Raw genomic sequence first — 20,606 nt, forward strand, 5'->3', positions numbered from 1 at the left:
TTGAATCAAGCAGAATACGTCAAACTGGATGGCCTAGCCTTGGCGGCACTTATCCGAACGGGCGAATTAAGACCTGTCGAAGCGTTGGACCTCGCCATCGCTCAGATCGAGCGGACGCAGACCCTCATCAATGCCATTTGTTGGCCGAAATACGAGGACGCGCGCCGACAAGCATTAAACATGGAAAAGGACGTAAGCAATGCACCTTTTTTTGGTGTGCCTTTTTTGCTAAAGGACGCTTTTCTCGAAGCAAATGGCTTCACGCTTTCTAATGGCTCTCGCTTGATGCGAGATAACGTTAGCTCCCGCGATAGCGAACTCACGAAGCGCTTGCGTCACGCCGGCTTCAATTTTTTTGCGCGTACGACGAGCCCCGAGATGGCAGCAAACTGTACAACAGAGGCTGTCGTGTACGGTGGCCCTACTAGAAATCCGTGGAATCTAGATCGCATTACCGGGGGATCCTCGGGTGGCGCTGCCGCGTCGATTGCAGCGGGAATTTCGCCTCTCGCACATTCCTCTGACGGAGGAGGCTCCATCAGAATCCCCGCCTCCTGCTGCGGCCTCTTCGGCCTTAAACCGTCGCGCCTGCGAAATCCGGTCGACGACGGCGGAGAAGCGTGGGGCGGCATGGCCGTCGAACATGTTATTAGCCGTACAGTACGCGACAGCGCGGCGGTACTGGATGCAACAAAAACTAAGAGTTCGTCTCGGTACGCACCTCCGATTTTTCAGGGGAGCTATCTGGAATTGCTTAGTAGTCGGCCCAGGAAACTTCGTATAGGCCTCGTAACGATGCCACCTTCGGGCATCCCGATCCATCCCGATTGTCTCGCTGCCGTCAACGTTGCTTCTTCGCTTTGCGAGAGTTTGGGGCATTACGTGGAGGAGGCAGAACTTCCGAGAACTGATTTTGAGAGATTCGGTGAAGCAATGCGTTTGGTAGTGGCGAAGGGCTCCGCCGCCGCTATGGATTCGTTTTCTTGTCGAAGAGGCCACGCAATTACGCGAGATGATCTTGAGGAGTCGATGTACACAGCATATGATCTCGCGCAAAAAGCCACGGATCAGGAGGTTGCTCGTGCAAACGAGTTTATTGAAGCAATTGGTCAAGAGATGCGTTTGTTCTCGGAATCCTTTGACGTGATTCTTACCCCAACATTGACGGCACCGCCGGCGCAAATCGGACGCTATGCTGCCAATCGCGAATATGCGGTCCATCGAGCAGACACATTACTATTCACCGCGTTTCTTCCGTACTTCAATGCAAGCGGGCAGCCGGCAATGTCAGTGCCGTTGTTCTGGAATTCGTTGGATCTTCCGATCGGGGTCCACTTCGTCGGCAATTTCGGCAGAGAGGACATATTGTTCCAACTAGCTGCAGAACTGGAGATTGCTCGTGCCTGGCATGATCGATTGCCGACACTGGCTCGTTTGTAGATTCTCCAGCAGTTTCACCCTTTTGCTAGTCGCCAAGGCCGACGCAGCGAACGAGCCGGTCGGACAAAGGCACGTCCAGGAAGCGACTCGGCCAATCAGAGCGATAAAGACGAGGTGTCGAATTCTCGCCGCGGGCGTGATTGACTACTGCATCAGCGAAGTCCGCCGTGACAGCGCGGCCGTCGACCATCAAATCACACCGCGCTGACGACACACGCTTTTTGTTGGAGACGGGACTTGCCTTCACGACCGGATTGCGTCGCCGTAGCCCCAGTCCACGACATTCATTTTCGCCCATTACTTCGAAGGGAAAGGCTCAGTGTCGTGACGCGAATTGGTTGCGCAGATGTGTCGTGGTTTCAGTTTCAGGAGTCAGGAAGTCAGCAGATTGGAGCTTCCGGCCCATTTGCGTGTGGACTCCTCAAGCCGACTGATTAGATACCTCACACTGCGAATGCGCGGATGCTCGAGCTACTTCGGCCTCCGCAATCATGGCGTTGACATTGCATGGTTGGAATGATTTCGTACGCCTAGGCGAATATACTTTTTCGCCGCATTTGATGTTTCTGCCGCTGATGGCACACACGCCCTCATGCCTTGCCCTGTGGCTCTGCCATACCTGTTGCTCGTAATGACCGGTGCATGAGTCGCTCCAGGTCACTACAGCGGTTTTGGTAGACGGCACATCTATAACCATAACGCTTGCGCGGAAGTTGGATAACGACGACGTTCGTTTGCACGAACATTGGAACATCGCTCCCATGTCGCGCCGAATCGACTCGACCCACACTGGCCCTTCGCATAATTGATGAATAACATGTTGCCAGATTGCATCTGCGGCCGCCATTTTCCCTTTCCCCAAATCCTGACTGCATGTCAAAGCTCACTCTCGAAGCGCTTAGTTTTATAGGACCGATCGGTCCAAAAAAGGCGCTTGTTCGCTCTTCGCGAAAGCCCTTTTTCCTATTGCAGGGCTTCTAACATCACAGTAAGCGCATCGTCCAACTGCTCGGTCGCCATCTGTGCTCGCACCATCAACTGCAGACCTTGCTGCGTTACGGTCAGTGCACGCGCCAATTTACGCGAGTCTTTATGCGAAGGGATCGAACCATCGCGGATTCCACGCTCGATAGCGCCAGCGAGAGCATCTTCGATGGAATCGAAATAACGAATGATCAGGTGCTGCACTTCCGCATCTCGAGGACCAAATAACATTGCTTCGTTACCGCCCATGCAGCCTTCACCATGCCCCTGTAAGCGAGCGTTTTCCAGTAATTCTTTAAAATAGAATCTTATCGACATGTATGCGTTCGACTCGCTGACGAGTGCAGTCGCCAACAAATGAGTCTGTTCAAGTCGGTAGAATTCGAACGCCGATAAAAAAAGTTCCCGTTTATTACCAAACGTGTCATATAGGCTACTTTTACTTAGACCCGTAGCGTTCAACAGATCAACCATCGACGTAGCCTCATACCCTTTGCTCCAAAACGCATGCATTGCTTTGCGTAGAGCTTCACGTGGGTCAAACTCTCGGGGCCGGGTCATTTCGCTCGCTTCATTCCAATTGAACTCCCATTATAAAACATTTTGGTCCAATCGGTCCGGAATGAGGGGACCTGCTTCCGATGGGTCGGATGCACGGTCTTCGGACGCGAGTGCAGGCTCACCCCCACTATCAGTTTCGATATGGACGGCCAATGCTACGCACGCCTCCGAAAAAGGACAGCTAGACTCCACGGCGTCAGAAGAGAGACGCAATGTCCGATCAGCTCGCTTTTCTTGCGCGTTGGCAAGAAACGAGTGAGGTCGGACACGCTCGGAGCAAATGCGCGGGTCGCGCTCGACGGCGCTGGTGCCCCGGCCGCCGACCCGAAGTTCACGCTGGCTGCGTAACACGTATCCTCGGGGTGTCGTTTTCCGCACAAGAACTCGATCACGGAGTATCGACGTTTGAGCCAGCTTCCCGTATCGGTATAACGTTCGGAATGAGAGGCTTGTGCGTCTAGATCCTTAATCTAGCCACAGTCTACGGCGTGGGTGTCAACTGATATATCGCAACGGTTTTGTACTAGAGCTCTCAGGTCGTGTGCCGGATCTAACGGCCGACCCGAGAGGTTGTCCGGCTTTGCAGACTCCGAACGCTCGCTGGAGGTCTGTATTCAAAGGGGATCAGTCCGGTTAGTCGCGTTCCCATCCGCGGATAATGCGCTGTTGGGCCGTCAGTGCTGTGCTCGCAGCCATCGTGGCACATTACTCTCACGGCATGGACTCAATGCCGTGAGGTGGATTGGTCCCTTAGTTTTATCTGGATATATTCGTCCCGAACGGTCGGATCACGCGAGCGCGACCGAACTAAAAAAACACTTCGGAGAATATTCATGTCCACCCCCACCACATCGCCGCTCCAGTTCCAACGTACGGCGAATCTACCTCGAAATTGCACCTTTGACGCTCGTGACTGGACGATTCTTAGCCAGTACTGGCATCCGGTTGCGTTCGCTGCTGAGGTAAACGATAAGCCGGTGCAAGCAACGCTCCTCGATGAGCCGCTGGTTATTTATCGTTCAAATGGATCACTCGTCGCTGCGCGCGACGTCTGCCCCCATCGAGGCGCTCCCCTAAGTCAAGGATGGATCGAAAACGGGCAGCTCGTGTGCCCGTATCACGGGCTCGCATACAACTCGAGCGGTCGATGCACGCGCATCCCTTCCCAGGAAGGTCCGATTCCAGAGCGGCTCCAGTTGACTACATACGCTGTCCGCGAGGATTACGGCCTCGTTTGGGTTTCTTTGGGCGGCGGTCATAAACCGCTTCCTGAATACCCAGCATGGAACGCGGAGGGATTCCAGCAGATTCTTTGCCCGACGATTGATATCAATGCATCGGCTGGACGGCAAACGGAAGGCTTCATAGATGTCGCACATTTTGCTTGGATTCACCATGAAACCTTCGGCAGCCGAGACAACGCATTCGTGCCGAAATACACTGTCGACCGACAAGGCACCGGCCTGCGCGCTGAGTACATCAGCACCGTCAGCAATTTTCCGAAAGCGTTGCAGCACCGCGCCCCAGAGGGCTATATGTGGCGCCGCGTGTTCGAGGTGGACGTTCCGTTTTTCGCTCGATTAACCGTTCATTTCCCCGAAGGCGGACGCATTCAAATCCTGAACGCAGCGAGCCCGGTTTCGGCGCGGCGCACCCGCCTCTTCTGTCCGATCGCGCGCAACTTCGACACGCATCTGCCGGTAGAAGACGTTTACGCGTTCAACAAGCAGGTGTTTGAAGAGGACCGCGCCATTGTTGAACGGCAGTGCCCCGAGGACTTGCCAATTGACCGGACCGCCGAAGTTCCCATTTTGGCCGACCGATCATCGGGCGCCTATCGCCGGGCTCTTGCCGAAATTGGACTTGGCCAGTCGTACACAAGCTAACGCTCGAGGGGGGCTTTATGAAGGTGTGGGAATGCGTGATTTGTGGCTTTCGCTACGATGAGGCACAAGGGCTTCCGGACGCGAATATTGCCCCCGGTACGACGTGGGAGGATGTTCCAGAAGATTGGTTGTGCCCCGATTGCGGCACTGGCAAGCAAGATTTCGACATGCAGGTGGTAGTCTCGTGAGCGACTCTACAAAACTTCCCGTCATCATCGCGGGTACAGGCATCGCTGGATACACCGTCGCGCGCGAGCTGCGCAAGCTCAACGCATCGGTACCTATCGTGATGGTCAGCGCCGACGACGCCTGTTTCTATTCCAAGCCAGCGCTGTCGAATGCGCTTGCCGCGAAGAAAGCGGCTAAAGATCTCGTGGCGTACGATGCTGCTGCGATGAGTGGCCAACTCGATGCGACGGTAATTTCCCGTCGGACGGTCGAACGTATTGATCCTGACAGGCGCGAAATTCTTGTTGACGGTGCACCACTTCGATATTCAAGCCTCATTCTCGCCTTGGGCGCAGACGCGAAGCGTTTAACCCTTGCTGGCGACGCTGCGGAAGCCGTGCTGTCGGTGAATGATCTACGTGACTACGCAAAATTTAGAAATAAACTTGAAGGGGCAAAGTCATTAGTGGTGCTCGGAGCTGGATTAATAGGTTGTGAATTCGCCAACGACCTCGCTATTGCCGGCTATAAGGTGACGCTTGTTGATCCTGCGCCGACACCGCTTTGCCGATTACTTCCAGACGCTGCTGGTGAAGCCCTCGCGTTGGCCTTGTCAAACCACGGCATCGATCTGAGACTCGGACAGTCAGTGGTTTCAATCAACAAATCCGATACCGGATTGAAAGTCAGCTTTCACGACGGGGATACCTTAGAGGCCGACGTCGTCTTATCCGCAATAGGCTTGGCCCCAAGGACTGCGCTGGCATCGGCTGCGGGTCTCAAGACTGATCGTGGTATTTTGACCGACCGCTGGTGCCGGACTAGCGCAATGGACATATTCGCGATTGGTGATTGCGCGGCAATCGAGGGAAAGGTACAACCCTACGTGCTTCCTATTATGTACGCCGCTCGCGCGTTGGCTCGAACCTTGAATGGAGAGGCGACTAGCGTCAGCTTCCCGGTGATGCCCGTTACCGTCAAAGTGCCAGCGATGCCAACGGTCGTTGTGGCTCCCGAGCTGCTAGGAACTTGGCGATATCCCGCGACGACGGCACCGGGAGGATTGAGGGCATTATGCGAACATGCGGACGACGGCAGGCCGTTGGGTTTTGTTCTACTTGGTGGCGAGATACAAGGCAAGGCACAGCTCATCGAAGCTATGGCGGAAGGCAAATTCTGATATTCCCGAGAGGGTAGTCTATCCGGGCTTCATGCAGTCGAGTGCTCATATTCTCGGACTACCATCATTGAGGTAATAACGGTCTCAAACTCAAAGCCGTTATCGGTCTCAAACTCAGACTAGTTTTTTAAACACCGACTTTTTCAGTGTTGATTCTGCTACTTGCTTCACCAGTCGTTGGAGCCATCTCAGTGCCGCGCTGCGATGGCTTCGCTCGTGCCACAATTGATAGTACGTCAGCGCGGCAGAAGGACACGGCAGTCGCTCAATACGTAGAGGAAGAACCTGAGCGTAGTGGGAGGCGAGCGCCCGCGTCGTAGTGAAGAGCAACTCTGAACGGGCGACGACGTATGGGGCCATGCCGAAGTATGGAAGAGTTGTTGTAACGGTACGTCTTAGACCGTTTCTCGCCAGTTCTGTATCGATTGTGCCCCAAGGACCAGCGTTGTACGTTGTCACCGAAAGATGTTCTGCATTTTCGTATGCATCGTGAGTAAGGTGCCCCTGTGGGATAGGATGACGGGCGTTAAGAAGGCACACCAGTTCGTCTTCACATAGGGGTTGTAGATGAAGATGTTCGGGCGGCATCCTCCAGTTGCCAATTACCAAGTCAAGCAAGCCGTTCTCAAGGCCGCTCTCGTATCCGCCTTCAATCATTAATAAATGCTTTACTTCAAGTTTCGCAAGGGGGGCCGCACGGCGGAAAGCATCAACAATCTCCGGCACGAAGAAGACGTCGAGATAGTCCGGAGACGCGATTCTGAACGTACGCGTGCTCGAAGCAGGGTCGAAGGTGTCACGAGGATTCAAAATACCATCGATACTACGGAGCGCTTGTGCTGTCGTTTCAATCAAAGACAAAGCATGGCTTGTTAAAACCATACGACTTCCGCTGCGTACTAGCAACGGGTCACCTGTTATCTCGCGTAACCTCCGAAGTGCTGCGCTCACTGCGGGCTGGGACTGACCGAGAACTTTGGCGGCTCGGGAAACACTCGACTCTGTGAGAAGCGTGTGAAGCACGAAAATCATATGAGAGTCGATGGTGTTTTTGGACATCTTCGGTCATGTCACCTGAGAGCGGTTGGGCCTTCGCATGCTTGCTCATCGTTATCTAGATTCGTCAACGTCGGAGCACTATCAAAATATACGGGCGGATATAGCGGGGGTCAACGGAAAACAAGTCCATCAAAGCCAGCCCGCCGGTTTAAAAAACTCTTCGAATGGCATCGTTTCATTTGAGGGACGACCGGTTGCATTCTTGGAGCCTGAAAGTCCAAGCGACACTCACTATCGGGCCGGACATATACAGCGCATGCGCGTTCTGCATCTTGCAGGCTGTGACTTTGCATCCTACTCTGAAGTCGATTTTAGAATATCTGACGCTCGGGTCAGCCGACATCTGCGCACTCAACCGAGCAATCTATAGCCCTTACAGGTTGAACCGGAGATATCATGCTCGAAAATATGATTGCCGCGATTGTCACGCGTAGATGGGCACTTGCGCAGGGGCATCACGCAGTTGAGATCAAGCCCAAGAGTCCAGTTGCGCTACCAGTATTTGATGATGGAGGAGTGATCGACGTTGCGTTCACGAACGACAGCCGCGCGGTGCGTTCGCACCCGCTTTGGCGCTCGTCATGTCGTAGCGATGGCTTCGTGGTGGGCTTTCGACAGGAAGATGATGCCCTCAGCGAGCAACCGACGAATCAGTTTTCGTGGAATCAAGGTGAAGAGCTCTATATTGGTCCACCCCGTGGCACGAAGGTGACGATGGATTGTAGAGCACGTTACATTCTGTTCTCGGCGGGTCTCGGTGTGACGGCGATTGCAGGAATCGCCAAGAGTCTGTCCGCTGCTGGCAAGCGCTTCGAAGTTCACAACTTTGCCCGCACACGCGAACGGGCGCTGTTCACAGAGGAGCTTGATGCGCTTAGTCCCTTTGGGCGAGTCAGGCACCACTTCGGCCTCACCGAAGACGCAATCATTCAGAAAGCAACGCACGCGATAAGTCCGACTCACGCGAACTCACAGATTATCTTCAGCGGGCCACCGGCGTTCATGACGCTGATCGACCAGGAGGCTCGCCAGTGGGTTTATCCAGCAAATATCAACAAAATTGTACTGGGGGAAAGACAGGTTTGAAGCCTGTTACGGTCGGCTAGTGTCACTGGAAGAACGGCACGTACTGCGTGGGCCAAGATCCGCAAGCAGCAGGGCGGTCAGGATGAATTCAAAGAAAGCGCGATGAGGGTGGCACCGTTCCAGTGGGTAACCTCGTAGAAGTTACTCGGGCGATGTTGCCTTCCGGATCCTCGAACACGAATTGCCAGTGCGCATAATACGTCGCAAAGGGCGCCTTCACGATCTTGCCTCCAATTTGCGGAACAAGTTCTGCAGCTTCGTCGACTAACTGCGGGCTCTCGACTACAAACGTGACCATGCTGGTGACCTTGTCCGTCTCCCGCGTGCGCATGCGTTCTGCTAGCCCTAGCAAGTCGTAGGCTGGGAGACCGTTGAAACCAAGCTGAGTATGATCGTGAACAAGCACTCGGTATATTTTCGACGACGCCTCCTTGATTTCCCGCCATCCCGTGATAGTCGCATAAAAGTCGAATTGCTTGTTCACATCTGAGCAGAAGATGTTGAACATTGGCTGACAATTCATTTCCGTTCTCCACTGAAAAGTAGAAAAGATGTTGGTAGGCCAATGCCAAGACCGCTTTGCTTCTAGTGTGCGATCGCGTCGGATCGACGCAGGCCATCTCCACACGCTTCCCGCACCTTCGATGCTACCCATGCAACTCGAATCGGGTCTTTGGATGCTGACGTTGTCGCCAGGAAGTATTTGATCGGAGGCAAGTCACCTTCGAGCGCAACGCTGCGTAGCGGTAATATGGATGCATAGTAGGAGGCGAATTTTCGAGATGTGGTAAATAGCAAGTCGCTACGTTCCAGCAAATGTGGAATGACGTCTGCGTACGGTAGTGCAACAGCACCGCGACGCTTGATTCCACAATCTCGCAGAACACGGTCCAACGCCGGTTGAGGCCTTCGCAAGTTCGAGCTCAGGACGACGTGTTCCGCCTTCTCGTAATCTCTACGCTTCAAATGAGGATATCGTGCGAGAGGGTGCTTCGCGTTCATCAGACAGACGATTTGGTCAGACCCAACCATTTCATGCCCGAACGGCGCGGCATCAAAGCCACTGATGACTGCTGTGTCGAGCCGTCCGGCTTGGAGTTCTTCCATCACGTCAAGTCTATCCATCGACCGGAATTCCACCATCGTGTGGTCGGAACTGGCGAGGATTTGTGAAGTGATAACGGGAACCAAAAACGCTGAAATTTCGTCCACACACGAAATAACGCATTTGCGCGGCACAACGGCATCCGACTTCCCCTGGGTGCGGCCGGTCATGAGGTCGACACACTCGGCAATTACCGAGAGGGAATAAGTCATTTCTAAAGCGCGCTCGGTCGGCACCAAGCGGGACTTTCCACGGACGAGAAGGGGATCGCCAAATAGCTCTCTCAGTCGAGACAGCGCTAGGCTAACGCTAGATTGCGACATGTTGAGTTTGACCGCCGCCCGCGACACGCTCTGCTCTCTCAATATCGCGTTGAGGATCGCGAATAAACTGAGGTTGATTCGTGCCTGGCGTGCCGGATCCTCGAATCGACTGATTTCGGACATGTGTCTCCCCTCCAGATACAGCATTTGCTTTATAAAGTCATTGGGCGGAGACCATGTTCGACGTCTAATTCGTTCTCGCGCGATTCTTAACGTCGAATCGGTGGTCTCTCCGCGCTGCTTGAGGCATCAACGCCAAGAATTGTTCGGTCGATTCACTGTAAGCGTGTTTTTAACCGATGTAACGCCCGGCACTCCGCTCGCAACGCTTTCAGCCAGATCAATTTGCCCTTGATTTTTGACGGTGCCCTGCAGCGTCACTTGACCGGCCTTTGCTCGCACTGCGATGTCGTAGGCAGTTAAACCCGGCGTTTTCTTCAATGCGGCTTTAACCCGTCGCCGAAGCGTGCCATCGCTAACATGGGCCGACGATGCGATACTCGCTGCTTGAGTCGTATTTCCTGGTTCCGTCGGTTGCGCAAGGGCGCTGAGAGACCCAGCGAGCGATACAGCGCTTAACGCGACAAGGACGATGGTGTTCAGTTTCATCTTCTTTCCTCTGTTGAGTCTCATAACCTAGTATTGGAAACGCCTCGCGTGCACCGCTACCCTCATTGCAGCACGCTGCATCGCATGCACCGAGGCGGTTTTTTAACGTGACTCACTAACAGTAACCGCTTCGCGGCGCGAGTGCTTTATATCAGTAGAGCGCGCATGGAGCTGATTACGGCGCCAACTTTCCCTGCACCCCATCAACAAACCAGTTCATGCTGCCAATCTGGTCAGCCGGAAGAGTTTTCCCCGTCTCCACACGAACTTTTCCTGAGTCGTCTTTAATGGGGCCGGCGAATGGGTCGAGTTTTCCGCCTTTGAGGGCGTCCCTTGCCTCATTCGTTGCTTTCTGCACTTTCTCAGGAACAATGGATTTATTGACATGTGTGAGGTCGACCATGCCTTCCTTCACTCCCCAATACACGGGCTTGTTCGTCCACGAACCGTGTTGAATTTCGTCGATTACTTTGACGTAGTACAGACCCCAGTTGTATTCGATGGCACCCAATTGGGACTTCGGTCCCCAATTGCTCATGTCAGCGTCGAAACCAAACGCGTAGACGTTGTGCGCCTCTGCGACCGACATCATTGCCGTGGAATCTGTGTTCTGCGTGAGCACGTCTGCGCCGAGCCCGATCAACGTTTCGGCGGCTTGCTTCTCTTTGCCTGGATCCCACCAACTGCTAATCCAGACAACCTTGACTACCGTGTTTGGCGCGACCGAGCGCGCGCCAAGTGCAAATGCATTGATGTTGCGTACAACCTCGGGGATTGGCATCGAGCCGATGAAACCCAGCACGTGAGATTTCGACATTTGACCAGCTAACACCCCCGCTAGATACTCCGCCTCAAAAACGCGCCCATTGTAGGTCCCGAGATTTGGTGCGCTCTTGTATCCGGAGCTGTTGAGAAATACCGCATCTGGATAATCTTTGGCTACTTGTAGCATCGGATTCATATATCCGAAAGCGGTTCCAAATATGAGTTTGTCGCCTTGAGAAGCTCTGTTCCTGAATACTCGCGCGGCGTCAGCGCTCTCCGGCACATTTTCGACTCTGGTTACCTTAATCTGGTTACCATATTTTTTCTCTGCTGCTTGGATGCCGATTTCATGGGAATGGGTCCAACCACCGTCGCCCGGGTTACCAAAATAAACAACGGAGATATTCAGCGGTGTGGTCGCTGCCTGAGCAGTCGCGAGAAGCGCAAGAGGCAGAACGAGCAGCGCTAGAGCGGCGCGCCCAAGCGCACCTCGGCGTGTCTTCAACATGGTGATGTCCAGAAGTCTTACTGCATTGTGGATGTCAAGGCTGATCAGTTCAGACTTTTTCTTAGAAATGAAGCTTGGCTTCAACGAATGGTGTGCTTTGAATCGCACCACCGAGCGAGTTGTTCGCGCCGAATTTGTGATACCAATATTCCCAACCAACGCCCGCCTCGATCCAGTTCTTCTTGCCGAACGCGAGTTGACCTACATCGACCATGATTTTCGGATGGAGCAAAACTTCGGTCTTCGTTGGCTGCGTGTAGTCGTTCCCTTTGGGGCCAATCACGTTCAAATAGCCCTGCAGGCTCAATGGAACAGGTCCGATCGTGAACGGGATATTCCACGAGCTCTCGACGTTGTACGTCCAGTGAAAGTTGGTCGGACCGTAGTAGCCGTCGTTGTTCATCTCTTTGTAGGCGCCGGCGGAGATCTGCCAATAACCTACGGGGACTTTGATGTGGAAACTCGGTCCAAACCGAAACGCAAACTCGCCGGACGCATAGTAGTTGTTCTTGGCGTCCCAGTTGAAGCCGGAATTGAAACCGATGTCGGAGAACGGGCCAAACGTGAACTTGTCTGTGTTGAATATCTTGTTAAAGCTCAAATCGTTGCGATAGACAAACCAGCCTTCATAGGCGCCCTGGGGCTGGTGGCCGGTGGCATTTGCCGGATCCTGCCGGTTTGACATCAGCAGGAGAGCATCGAAGAAGTTCGTACCGTACTTGAATCCGTCGGTGTGAGTGAATTCGATGTTGTTCATGCCCACGTTATTGCCGTTCGGATGCGAAGGGCTAGTCGACCCCGGCATTCTGAAATACGGTCCGTACCAGTAAGATATGGAGTCATCCGCCCACTCAAAGGCATGTGCTTGTGATGCAAACATAAGCCCCGCCGCTACAACCATCATCCGTTTATTCATATAGTTCTCCTAATGTCTAGTATCGGTTGACGCGATTTACTTGGTGGCTCTTCGCGTGCCGTTCCTTCAAACTTCACTTCAAAGACAGAAATTCGATTAGCTAGCGACCCCGGCCTCTGTGCGGCGTACGCTCGTCGTGTGCCAAGAAACGGACTTGACGCGACAGTTCTCGAAAACCGCTTGACACATTGGCCTTCTAGTGCGCAAAACTGGTACACCAAAAGGTATTCTAAAAAAGCCAAAGGACCAAGCGTTTCAAAATTAGTGAAAGTCCCTAGGTGTCTCCCTAGAGGCCTGAAGATGGTGAAGCCATGCCTGTCGAGCGGTGACCGTCGCCCGGAGACGTCCTATTGGCGGGCGTCTTGCTGCGATCGACCATAATGCGATGTCGACGTCCCAAAACTGAAACGTTGCGTTTCATGGGTGGGCTTCCGCGCAGAAATCTGGAGCGGTAAGTTTTGGGTGCCACGTCGCGAAAGCGTTCGGGACATGCCCGCCCACATTGGGCCCTGCATCTTTGGAAGAAGAATCATGCTCACGTACACGCCACCCTCAGCCGCCAAGTTCATCCCTGTCATTGACCTCGAGGGCAGCTTCTCTGAAGACATCGAGGCGCGAAAGAAAGTGGCTTGGGAAGTCCACAAGGCTTGCCGTGACACCGGCTTCTTTTACATTTCGAATCATCGCGTGTCGGAGTCTGTTACGGAAGGGCAACTGGCCCTTGCTCGCGAGTTTTTCTCGCTCCCCCGAGACGAGAAGCTCAAAATCAATTTCAACGACAACCCGTCGATGCGTGGCTACGAGCCCATGTCAAGCCAAGCCCTGGATGATGGCTCGATGCCGGATTTGAAGGAGGGCTTTATGGCTGGAATTGACGGCCTCCAGGCTTACGTGACAAAAGGTGAGTACAACAGCCACAATCAATGGCCGGAGTGCCTTCCTAAGATGGGACCGACCACTGACGCCTACATTCACAGCATGCTCGCCCTCGGCCGTCACCTGTTGGGAGTGCTCGCACTGTCACTTGACTTGCCTGAAGATTACTTCTCGGAAGGATTGGACATGCCGATGATTACCACTCGTCTGCTTCACTATCCTCCGCAAGACAAGGTGGGGAAAGGAAACCAACTTGGTGCTGGAGCACACACCGACTGGGGCATGCTGACCATGCTTCTTCAGGATGATGTCGGTGGACTCGAGGTCCGCAACGCCGATGGCGAATGGGTCCGCGCGCCGCACATTCCGGGTACGTTTGTCGTAAACCTCGGCGATATGGTTCCGATTCTCACGCGCGGCCTATATCACTCAAACATGCACCGTGTGCTAAACACGGCGCCTGATAGGCACCGTTACTCGGTTCCGACGTTCTTCGACCCGAACTATTTTTACCGCATCAAACCGCTTACGTCTTGTGGCGAAGTTCAGGACGGCTCAGGCCGGGAATATACGGTTGGCGAACACATCGCAGAGATGTACGCAAAGACCTATGGCGGGGTTGCGACTACCTAAGGCGGCTCCCGTAATAGCCGGTTTTGCTGCTCACCTACCGGGGGCGCCTAGTGGGAGCGGACAGCACGTCTGCTAGCCGCCTCCACGGTCACTACACAGGAGCCTTGGGAAAGATGGTCGCCGACGAGGCGACGTAGTTGTTGAAGGTCTGTATGTCCCCAATGCTCTGCGCCACCAGCTCAATGAAGCTTTTAAGTTTCTGACTGCCGAATCGCTGTCGATGGTAGGCACAAAATATTCGCCGCGTCTCCGGCTTCCAATTCGGCAGAACAGGTATCAGGCTTCCATGCCTTATTTCAGGCTGGACGAAGTAATCGGGCAGCAGTGCAATGCCCAACCCGTCAACGCAAAACGTCTTCATGACCCAATAGTCATTGGTTTCAATGATCGACCGGCTGATGTACGCGTGAGAGGTCTGTTGGGAATGCAAGGTAATTTGTCCGGCGTGGTCAGGCTCGCGCAAGGCGATTCGCTCATGACGCACCAGCTCCTTCGGCTCTGCGGGCAGGCCCTGACGGCGAGCGTAGATAGGGCTGGCGTACAGTCCATAGCTCAAGCGGCCCACCGGTTTAGCAATGACGTTCGGTAGGTCGGGAGCCTCAGAGCATATATAGCAGTCTGCGTCCTCCACGCGCGGTGACCCCGGGAGGCCCGCAGCATATAGCTCACAGACGACGTTGCTGTACCTGGTCAAAAACTGGCGAGTGACGTGGCAGACGAAAGTCGTCGTGAAGTGGTTTTCCGCCAGAATGCAGAGCCTGCCCTTTACGCCGCTGCTGAGCTCCTGCACCTCTGCACGAGCGAGTTCAAGACGGCCTCCCATTTCAATCAGCAGAGACTCGCAGCGAATGTAGAATGCCTTGCCCGCCTCGGTGGGTACGACCCGTCTTGAAGAACGCTCGATAAGTTCGACGCCCAAATCCTCCTCCAGCCGTTGCAAGTGCCGGCTGAGGGTAGATTTTGACGTACCCGTTAGCGTCTCCGCCTTTGTGAGACTGCCGGTTCTCACGATCACGGCAAACGCTTCAATAAGCTTGATATCGAGTGCCATCTACCGTTACACCAACCAAAAAGAACCGCGGACCCGCGTCCGCACTGTGGGTACTTGCGACTTAGGAACTAGGCGCATCTTTTTTCTGTCCGTCGCAAACATTAATCAGGGTACCAGAACCCTTCCGTGGCCGCGAGGAACCGTAAGAGCCTCGTCAGCATCCGTTGGCCGTGTGATGGCGAAAAGCGAAGCGGCGCTACGATGTCAAAAGACATCCCCAGCGCCGCCGGGCCTACCTCACATCCTATGCGCGTTCTCAGACTTCTACGTCCCTCGCGGTCTCTAAAGTCAGGCGCGCGGCTTCTTCATCGGAGCTGACTCCATTCAGAATGACGTTTAGCACAATGGCTACAACTGCGGTCAAGAGGATGCTGCTGTTGAGGATCGGGCCCAATGCGCTCGGAAGTTTTGCAAATAACTTCTCGGACACTACTGGAATCATGCCCACACCCACGCTGATCGCTACGATGTAGAGATTGTGAGTTTTGGTGAAATCGACCTTCGTGAGTGTCTTGATACCGTTTGCAGCTACCATCCCAAACATCACCACGCCGGCCCCGCCCAAAACGCACGGTGGGATGGAAGCAACTACAACGGATAGCTTTGGTACCAACCCGAGCAGAATCAGAATGACGCCGCCGACAGCGCACACCCAACGGCTTTTTACGCCGGTCACCGCAACAAGCCCCACATTTTGTGCGAACGACGTATAGGGAAAGGTATTGAAGACTCCGCCGATGATATTTCCAAGGCCGTCTGCGCGGAAGCCACGCGTAAGTTCCTTTTCGGTGATTTGCTTGCCTGTAATCTCGCCGATGGCGAGGAACATTCCCGCGGACTCGACAAACGTCACTAGCATGACCACGCACATCGACGCGGTCGCCCAAAGGTCGAATTTTGGAAGACCGAAGTGTAAAGGCATGACCCAGCCAATCCAACCAGCTTCGTGCAATCCGGAAAGCGAAACCTGACCGAGTGGGATGGAAATGAGGAAGCCAAACGCGAGCCCCAGGAGAATCGAGAGGTTCGCGATAAAACCGCGGGCATACTTCACTAGTACCAGGACGAAGATCAGCACTGCGCCAGCGATGCTCAGATAAACTGGGTTGCCAAAGTCAGGGTTGCCAAACCCGCCACCCGACCAGGCTGCCGCAACACCCATGAGGGACAGTCCTACCATCAAAATCTCGCTTCCTGTAACGATTGGTGGAAAGAAGCGGAGGAGCTTTCCGATCAGCGGTGCTATCAATATGCCAAAGATCCCGGCGGAAATCGTGGCCCCGTAGATCCCCAGCAAGCCCAACTCCGGATTTGAGCCGATAGCAATCATCGTCCCCAAAGCTGTGAAGGTGACACCCATCATAATGGGGAGTCGAATACCTACGCCTTTGAAGCCAATGGTCTGCACAAGCGTCGCCACGCCCCCGGCAAGCAAATCTGCGTTGATCAGGAAGGCGACTTGGTCCTTCGGAAGCTTCAGAACTGCTCCAATGATAAGCGGCGTGGCAATGGCACCCGCGTACATAATCAAAACGTGCTGGATGGCCAAGAGAATCAGCTCACCGAGGGGCAGCTGCTCGTTGCTTTGTGTATCTAACATGACTCACTCTCGCTCTAAGGCAGATTCAGAGGTCAACCAGCATCCCCGCGCGGGCGCCGTCTTGTTATCGACGCTGGTACTAAACCTGTATTAAAAAGGGATATGGATTACTCGAAGCGGCGATTCGCTTGAGACCGAATCGCCGCTTCGGGAAGCTAAGTTCGCCTTGCGCGAAGCGACAGCAATCGCGATGTAGGTTTACGATCGGTGTGCGTTCACGAATGCCTCGAGAGACTCGGCCTTCTTCTTGGCTTCATGTACCGCCACCCGTTCGGCGTAGAGTTCACGAACGAACTTCGCGACCAGACAGCTGTCGGCGAACATGTTGTACTTCCAGCCGGTTCCGTACGCCGCGAGGTTGATGTTGTCGATGGTCATGATTTCCATCTTCGAATCATCAATATCCAGGTACTGATCGATTACCTTACGGACCAGCTCTTTCGTGGTGGAGAGCTTGTGCGCGTGCCATTCGTCCGTATGCCATTCACCGGGCTTCGGATTTGAAAATGGGTATTGAATTGAACGACCTGGCCGATCGAAGCCAAGACCATCCCACGGGCCTGTCTCGAATGCCCACCAGTTTCGCGGGCCGTTCGGGGCGGCCGGTCGGACCTGCGTCCAGACCACCATATTTTGCTTCAGCCATTCGTCAGCAAAGCTGTCGTCGTTGAACGGGTCGAGTTTGCGGATCGACTCTTTATCACCACGTATCTGCGAGACGGCGTGCTCGACTTCATTCTCGATCTTGAAGATGCAGTGGCTGTAGTCCATGCAAAAATTGAATGGGATACCACGGCTTCTCACCATCTCTGCTACTTTCGTAACTCGGCGAAAGTCCTCCGACCACATGTCGACATGACCTTCGTAGGAGATAGTCAGACCGTGAGGTTCCGCGAGGTCATAGGTGTGCAGATAGGAGTCAGCTACCTCCTGGTCTGTCACATAATGTCCGTCCGCATGTTTGGCCCAAACCATCAGATTATGGAACTTCGAACCAACCTCACGAGCACGAACGAGGTTCGACTTGAGCGTCTCCTCGTCTTTGCCCAAGACGTAAGTCCAACTGCCAGACAGCACAGGGAGGTTGTACTTTTCGCTAGCCTTCAAATACTGCTTCAGTTGTTCGTCGTCTACCGGGATCCGGTCCATAGCGTCCCATAAGCCGGTCTCATATAGAAGGCGGAACTGTTCATCGACCGGCAGCTCCTCCGCCAGCCAATCGGTGACGGGCTTTTCCATCGATGACGGTTGAACGCCTCGCCCGGCGCACGCTAGCTTGAACATCTTTTTAGTCATTGCTTCTCCTGGAATTATAGGGTCTGTCTTGGCGCTTTAAAGTCCGCGCAAATCCGCGTACTGCCGCTCGCTCTCAATAACAGGCTCGTGAAGAGCGGCCTTAAACGCTTCGGCACCATCTCGTGCTGCTTCGCTCAGTTCACGCATCCATTTCCGGTACTGGACGGAGACCTTGTCTGTGATCACGGGAACTTCGTCGGTCGTCATTTGCGCTGGCCATTGCGATTCAATGACGGGTTTGTCCTCCGCGAACACAACATCGTTGAAGGCAATGTGCAGATAGTCGGAATCGTTGCCTTGCTCACGGGCGAAAATGAGAAAATTCTTCGTGCGCGATTCGTCGAGAGGGCACGACACGTTGAAGAGAACATGCAGTGATTTTGTTGAGTACTTCTCGACGGCCAAATTGATGGCGAAAGGCATGCTGCAGTGATAGGTGAACGTTCCGATAGGCGCCTGATCGGGTACATCCATGTCGGGGGGCGTGTCGTACACAAACCGGAACTGCCCATTGACGCGGTCCATTGGTACGAGAGGCGGCTCCGCGTTGTTCGGGTCGAACAGCGTTCCCGGATGAATGAAAGCGAAGTGAGAGAAGTCCGTAAAGTTCTCCCAGCGACGTTCGGCAGACGCTTGCCACCAGTAGGGCTCTTGGACGACGATTCGCATCTTTGGGTCGTTTGCAGCACTGAAGTAGGGAATCTCCGTGCAGTTAAAGGACGAATCGAGGCGAACCCAAATCAACCCGTACTTTTCTTCACAATCGAAGCTCTCCACCCGAGCCTTGTTCGGGATCGGGCTGGCCGGACATGCCGGAATCTTGGTGCAGGCACCGGCTGTGTCGTACTTCCAGCCATGGTACGGACACTGCAGTTCGTTTCCGACCACTTGACCACAAGAGAGCTTCGCCGACCGGTGCGCGCAACGATCGCGCATCGCTACATATTTGTTGTCCAGTTTCGCGACGACCAATTGCTCCCGAAGTAATGTGACCGCGAGTGGGCCGAAGCTCGACGGTTTCGCCCTTTCTAATTCAGTGACCGTGCACACGGGATGCCAAAAGTGGCGGAGGTAATGGTTATCTTTGATGAGCGGTACATGTTCCATTTCTGTCTCCTATGTTGCTTTGGGGAACTAGTTGCCAACGCTCGTGGAAAGAGCCTTCCCAATGTGCGCCGGCTATGTTGTGACCCGCGTTGGCTTCTTACATTTGCAATCTGGTACACCAAAAAGTACGAAGTCAATATATCCGTGTCAAGCGAGTCGGATAGTTTCAGAAAAATAGAGGGTATAGCCCGCGATTGGCCGGCAACGCTAGGAATCGCTTGTCGGTAGGACTACGTTTAGGTGTTGCTGCGACGATATAAAGCCTGCGCTATGCATAGACTCCATAGTGCGAACGCAGCCGGCGCGCTTAATGGTTCTGCGGCAGGATCTCAGCTAGCCGTCTCATCGATGACGTTAGTTCGAAGCGCTTCGTGGAATGCCTCTCTGCCGTTCGGGGCTGCTAACGAGAGCTCACGATGCCATTTCCGATACTGAATGGAGACCTTGTCCGTTGCCACGGAGATTTCGTTCGCTGAGACCTCGGCGGGCCATTGCGATTCGATAATGGGTTGGTCTTCAGCCAGTACTCGCTTCTGGAACGCAAGATGTACGTGATCGGGCTGGCCATCGCGCTCGCGAATGATGACCATGAAGTTGCGACAGGTTCTGTCGTCGATCGGACAGGCGGTCGTCCATAAAATAAAGCGCGAGCCATCCCGCCAGAGCTTGATTTCGAGGTTGATGGAGTAGGGCATCGTGCAGCGATAGATGAAGTCACCCATCGGCGCTTCTTCGGGAATGCCCTCCATCTCTTTCGGAGGAGACAGTTCGAACTGCAGTTCCCCGTCGACGCGGTTGACGAGAACGAGCGGATGGCTCGCAAAGAACGGGTCGTAGAGGGTTCCCGGGTGAACGAATGCGAAGTGTGAGAAATCAGTGAAGTTTTCCCAGCGACGTTCGGCAACTGTGTTCCAGATGTAGGAGTCGGCGACGATAACTTGCATTTTCGGGTTGTCCCAGTCACCTAAGAATGGAATCTCGGTGCATCCATACGAGTTGTCCAAACGGACCCAGACGATTTCGTACTTAACTTCGCAGTCAAAGATGGTGAGCTTGGCCTTTGGCGGAACAGGCTTGTCGGGGCAGGCCGGAATCACCTTGCATGCGCCTTGTTCGTCGTATTGCCATCCGTGATAGGGGCACTGCAGTGTGTCTTTGCCCGCGCACTTCGCGATACGCCCAATCGACAACTGAGCTGACCGGTGAGCGCACCGGTCGGGGGAAGCAACCATTTTTCCATTGAGTCGGGCCAGCACAAGCTTCTCGCCGAGGAGCGTTACGCCCATTGGACCGTGTCCGGACGCATTCGAACGCTCGAACTCGGCTAGCGTGCAGACTGGATGCCAGAAGTGACGAAGATAAGACTTGTCTTCCAAAAGAGGCTTGAACTGCTCACGCGCACTCATTAGTTGCTCCTGTGGGGTAAGGTGGTGCATTTCTGTAAATCTAATGG

Annotated in this window: 19 protein-coding genes; 6 read left to right on the forward strand and 13 right to left on the reverse strand. The window is 54.2% G+C overall.

The annotated features are described in order from the left end of the window. On the forward strand, window positions 1-1,440 hold a 1,440-nt coding region (locus tag AC3D25_RS30185), incomplete at its 5' end, for an amidase (protein WP_488892196.1). 421 nt (window positions 1,441-1,861) lie between these two features. Here the strand turns inward: AC3D25_RS30185 and AC3D25_RS30190 are convergent. Continuing rightward, window positions 1,862-2,287, reverse strand: a complete 426-nt coding sequence (locus AC3D25_RS30190; protein WP_488892197.1) for a DUF3331 domain-containing protein — start codon at window positions 2,285-2,287, stop codon at window positions 1,862-1,864. A 116-nt stretch (window positions 2,288-2,403) separates the two neighbouring features. Further along, window positions 2,404-2,985 (reverse strand): TetR/AcrR family transcriptional regulator, encoded by a 582-nt coding sequence (locus AC3D25_RS30195; RefSeq protein WP_488892198.1) that lies wholly within the window; start codon window positions 2,983-2,985, stop codon window positions 2,404-2,406. Between the two features lie 833 nt (window positions 2,986-3,818). Here AC3D25_RS30195 and AC3D25_RS30200 point away from each other — a divergent pair. The 3 genes from AC3D25_RS30200 to AC3D25_RS30210 are packed head-to-tail and all read left to right on the forward strand — an operon-like array spanning window position 3,819 to window position 6,219. Beyond that, the gene (locus tag AC3D25_RS30200) at window positions 3,819-4,871 is read left to right on the forward strand and encodes a Rieske 2Fe-2S domain-containing protein (RefSeq protein WP_488892199.1); all 1,053 of its coding nucleotides are present in this window, start codon (window positions 3,819-3,821) and stop codon (window positions 4,869-4,871) included. A gap of 17 nt (window positions 4,872-4,888) precedes the next feature. Continuing rightward, window positions 4,889-5,059, forward strand: coding sequence for a rubredoxin (locus tag AC3D25_RS30205; RefSeq protein WP_488892200.1), 171 nt, complete (start codon window positions 4,889-4,891; stop codon window positions 5,057-5,059). Further along, the gene (locus tag AC3D25_RS30210; RefSeq protein WP_488892201.1) at window positions 5,056-6,219 is read left to right on the forward strand and encodes an NAD(P)/FAD-dependent oxidoreductase; all 1,164 of its coding nucleotides are present in this window, start codon (window positions 5,056-5,058) and stop codon (window positions 6,217-6,219) included. Before AC3D25_RS30205 ends, AC3D25_RS30210 begins: the two co-directional genes overlap by 4 nt. A gap of 114 nt (window positions 6,220-6,333) precedes the next feature. On the opposite strand, the gene AC3D25_RS30215 is transcribed toward AC3D25_RS30210, so the two are convergent. After that, window positions 6,334-7,278 (reverse strand): LysR family transcriptional regulator, encoded by a 945-nt coding sequence (locus AC3D25_RS30215; RefSeq protein ID WP_488892202.1) that lies wholly within the window; start codon window positions 7,276-7,278, stop codon window positions 6,334-6,336. 396 nt (window positions 7,279-7,674) lie between these two features. On the opposite strand from AC3D25_RS30215, the gene AC3D25_RS30220 reads away from it, so the two are divergent. Next, entirely contained in the window at window positions 7,675-8,364 is a 690-nt protein-coding gene (locus AC3D25_RS30220; RefSeq protein WP_488892203.1) for a ferredoxin reductase domain-containing protein, read from the forward strand. Window positions 8,365-8,452: 88 nt separating this feature from the next. Here the strand turns inward: AC3D25_RS30220 and AC3D25_RS30225 are convergent, their stop codons facing one another. The 5 genes from AC3D25_RS30225 to AC3D25_RS30245 all read right to left on the reverse strand — a co-directional run bounded on the left by AC3D25_RS30225 (window position 8,453) and on the right by AC3D25_RS30245 (window position 12,590). Then, window positions 8,453-8,872 (reverse strand): VOC family protein, encoded by a 420-nt coding sequence (locus AC3D25_RS30225; RefSeq protein ID WP_488892204.1) that lies wholly within the window; start codon window positions 8,870-8,872, stop codon window positions 8,453-8,455. Window positions 8,873-8,949: 77 nt separating this feature from the next. Continuing rightward, window positions 8,950-9,915, reverse strand: a complete 966-nt coding sequence (locus AC3D25_RS30230) for a LysR family transcriptional regulator (RefSeq protein WP_488892205.1) — start codon at window positions 9,913-9,915, stop codon at window positions 8,950-8,952. Between the two features lie 126 nt (window positions 9,916-10,041). Beyond that, the gene (locus AC3D25_RS30235) at window positions 10,042-10,401 is read right to left on the reverse strand and encodes a BON domain-containing protein (protein ID WP_488892206.1); all 360 of its coding nucleotides are present in this window, start codon (window positions 10,399-10,401) and stop codon (window positions 10,042-10,044) included. 175 nt (window positions 10,402-10,576) lie between these two features. Continuing rightward, complete coding sequence (locus tag AC3D25_RS30240) at window positions 10,577-11,674, reverse strand: BMP family ABC transporter substrate-binding protein (RefSeq protein WP_488892308.1); 1,098 nt, start codon at window positions 11,672-11,674, stop codon at window positions 10,577-10,579. A gap of 61 nt (window positions 11,675-11,735) precedes the next feature. Next, on the reverse strand, window positions 11,736-12,590 hold the full coding sequence (locus AC3D25_RS30245) for a hypothetical protein (RefSeq protein ID WP_488892207.1): 855 nt from the start codon (window positions 12,588-12,590) through the stop codon (window positions 11,736-11,738). Window positions 12,591-13,121: 531 nt separating this feature from the next. Between AC3D25_RS30245 and AC3D25_RS30250 the strand changes: the two genes are divergently transcribed. After that, window positions 13,122-14,099 (forward strand): isopenicillin N synthase family dioxygenase, encoded by a 978-nt coding sequence (locus AC3D25_RS30250; RefSeq protein WP_488892208.1) that lies wholly within the window; start codon window positions 13,122-13,124, stop codon window positions 14,097-14,099. Between the two features lie 91 nt (window positions 14,100-14,190). On the opposite strand, the gene AC3D25_RS30255 is transcribed toward AC3D25_RS30250, so the two are convergent. From AC3D25_RS30255 to AC3D25_RS30275, 5 genes are all read right to left on the reverse strand, one after another. After that, window positions 14,191-15,150 carry a LysR family transcriptional regulator gene (locus AC3D25_RS30255; protein ID WP_488892209.1) on the reverse strand — a complete coding sequence of 320 codons (960 nt, stop codon included), beginning with the start codon at window positions 15,148-15,150 and terminating at the stop codon, window positions 14,191-14,193. 256 nt (window positions 15,151-15,406) lie between these two features. Next, the gene (locus AC3D25_RS30260) at window positions 15,407-16,750 is read right to left on the reverse strand and encodes a nucleobase:cation symporter-2 family protein (protein ID WP_488892210.1); all 1,344 of its coding nucleotides are present in this window, start codon (window positions 16,748-16,750) and stop codon (window positions 15,407-15,409) included. Between the two features lie 198 nt (window positions 16,751-16,948). Further along, a complete protein-coding gene (locus tag AC3D25_RS30265; protein WP_488892211.1) occupies window positions 16,949-18,046 on the reverse strand; it encodes a hypothetical protein in 1,098 nt (365 codons plus the stop codon). Between the two features lie 36 nt (window positions 18,047-18,082). After that, window positions 18,083-19,153 carry a Rieske 2Fe-2S domain-containing protein gene (locus AC3D25_RS30270; RefSeq protein ID WP_488892212.1) on the reverse strand — a complete coding sequence of 357 codons (1,071 nt, stop codon included), beginning with the start codon at window positions 19,151-19,153 and terminating at the stop codon, window positions 18,083-18,085. A gap of 329 nt (window positions 19,154-19,482) precedes the next feature. Next, window positions 19,483-20,559 (reverse strand): Rieske 2Fe-2S domain-containing protein, encoded by a 1,077-nt coding sequence (locus tag AC3D25_RS30275; protein ID WP_488892213.1) that lies wholly within the window; start codon window positions 20,557-20,559, stop codon window positions 19,483-19,485. Between the last annotated feature and the right edge of the window lie 47 nt (window positions 20,560-20,606).

Source organism: Caballeronia sp. SL1002 (assembly GCF_057814995.1).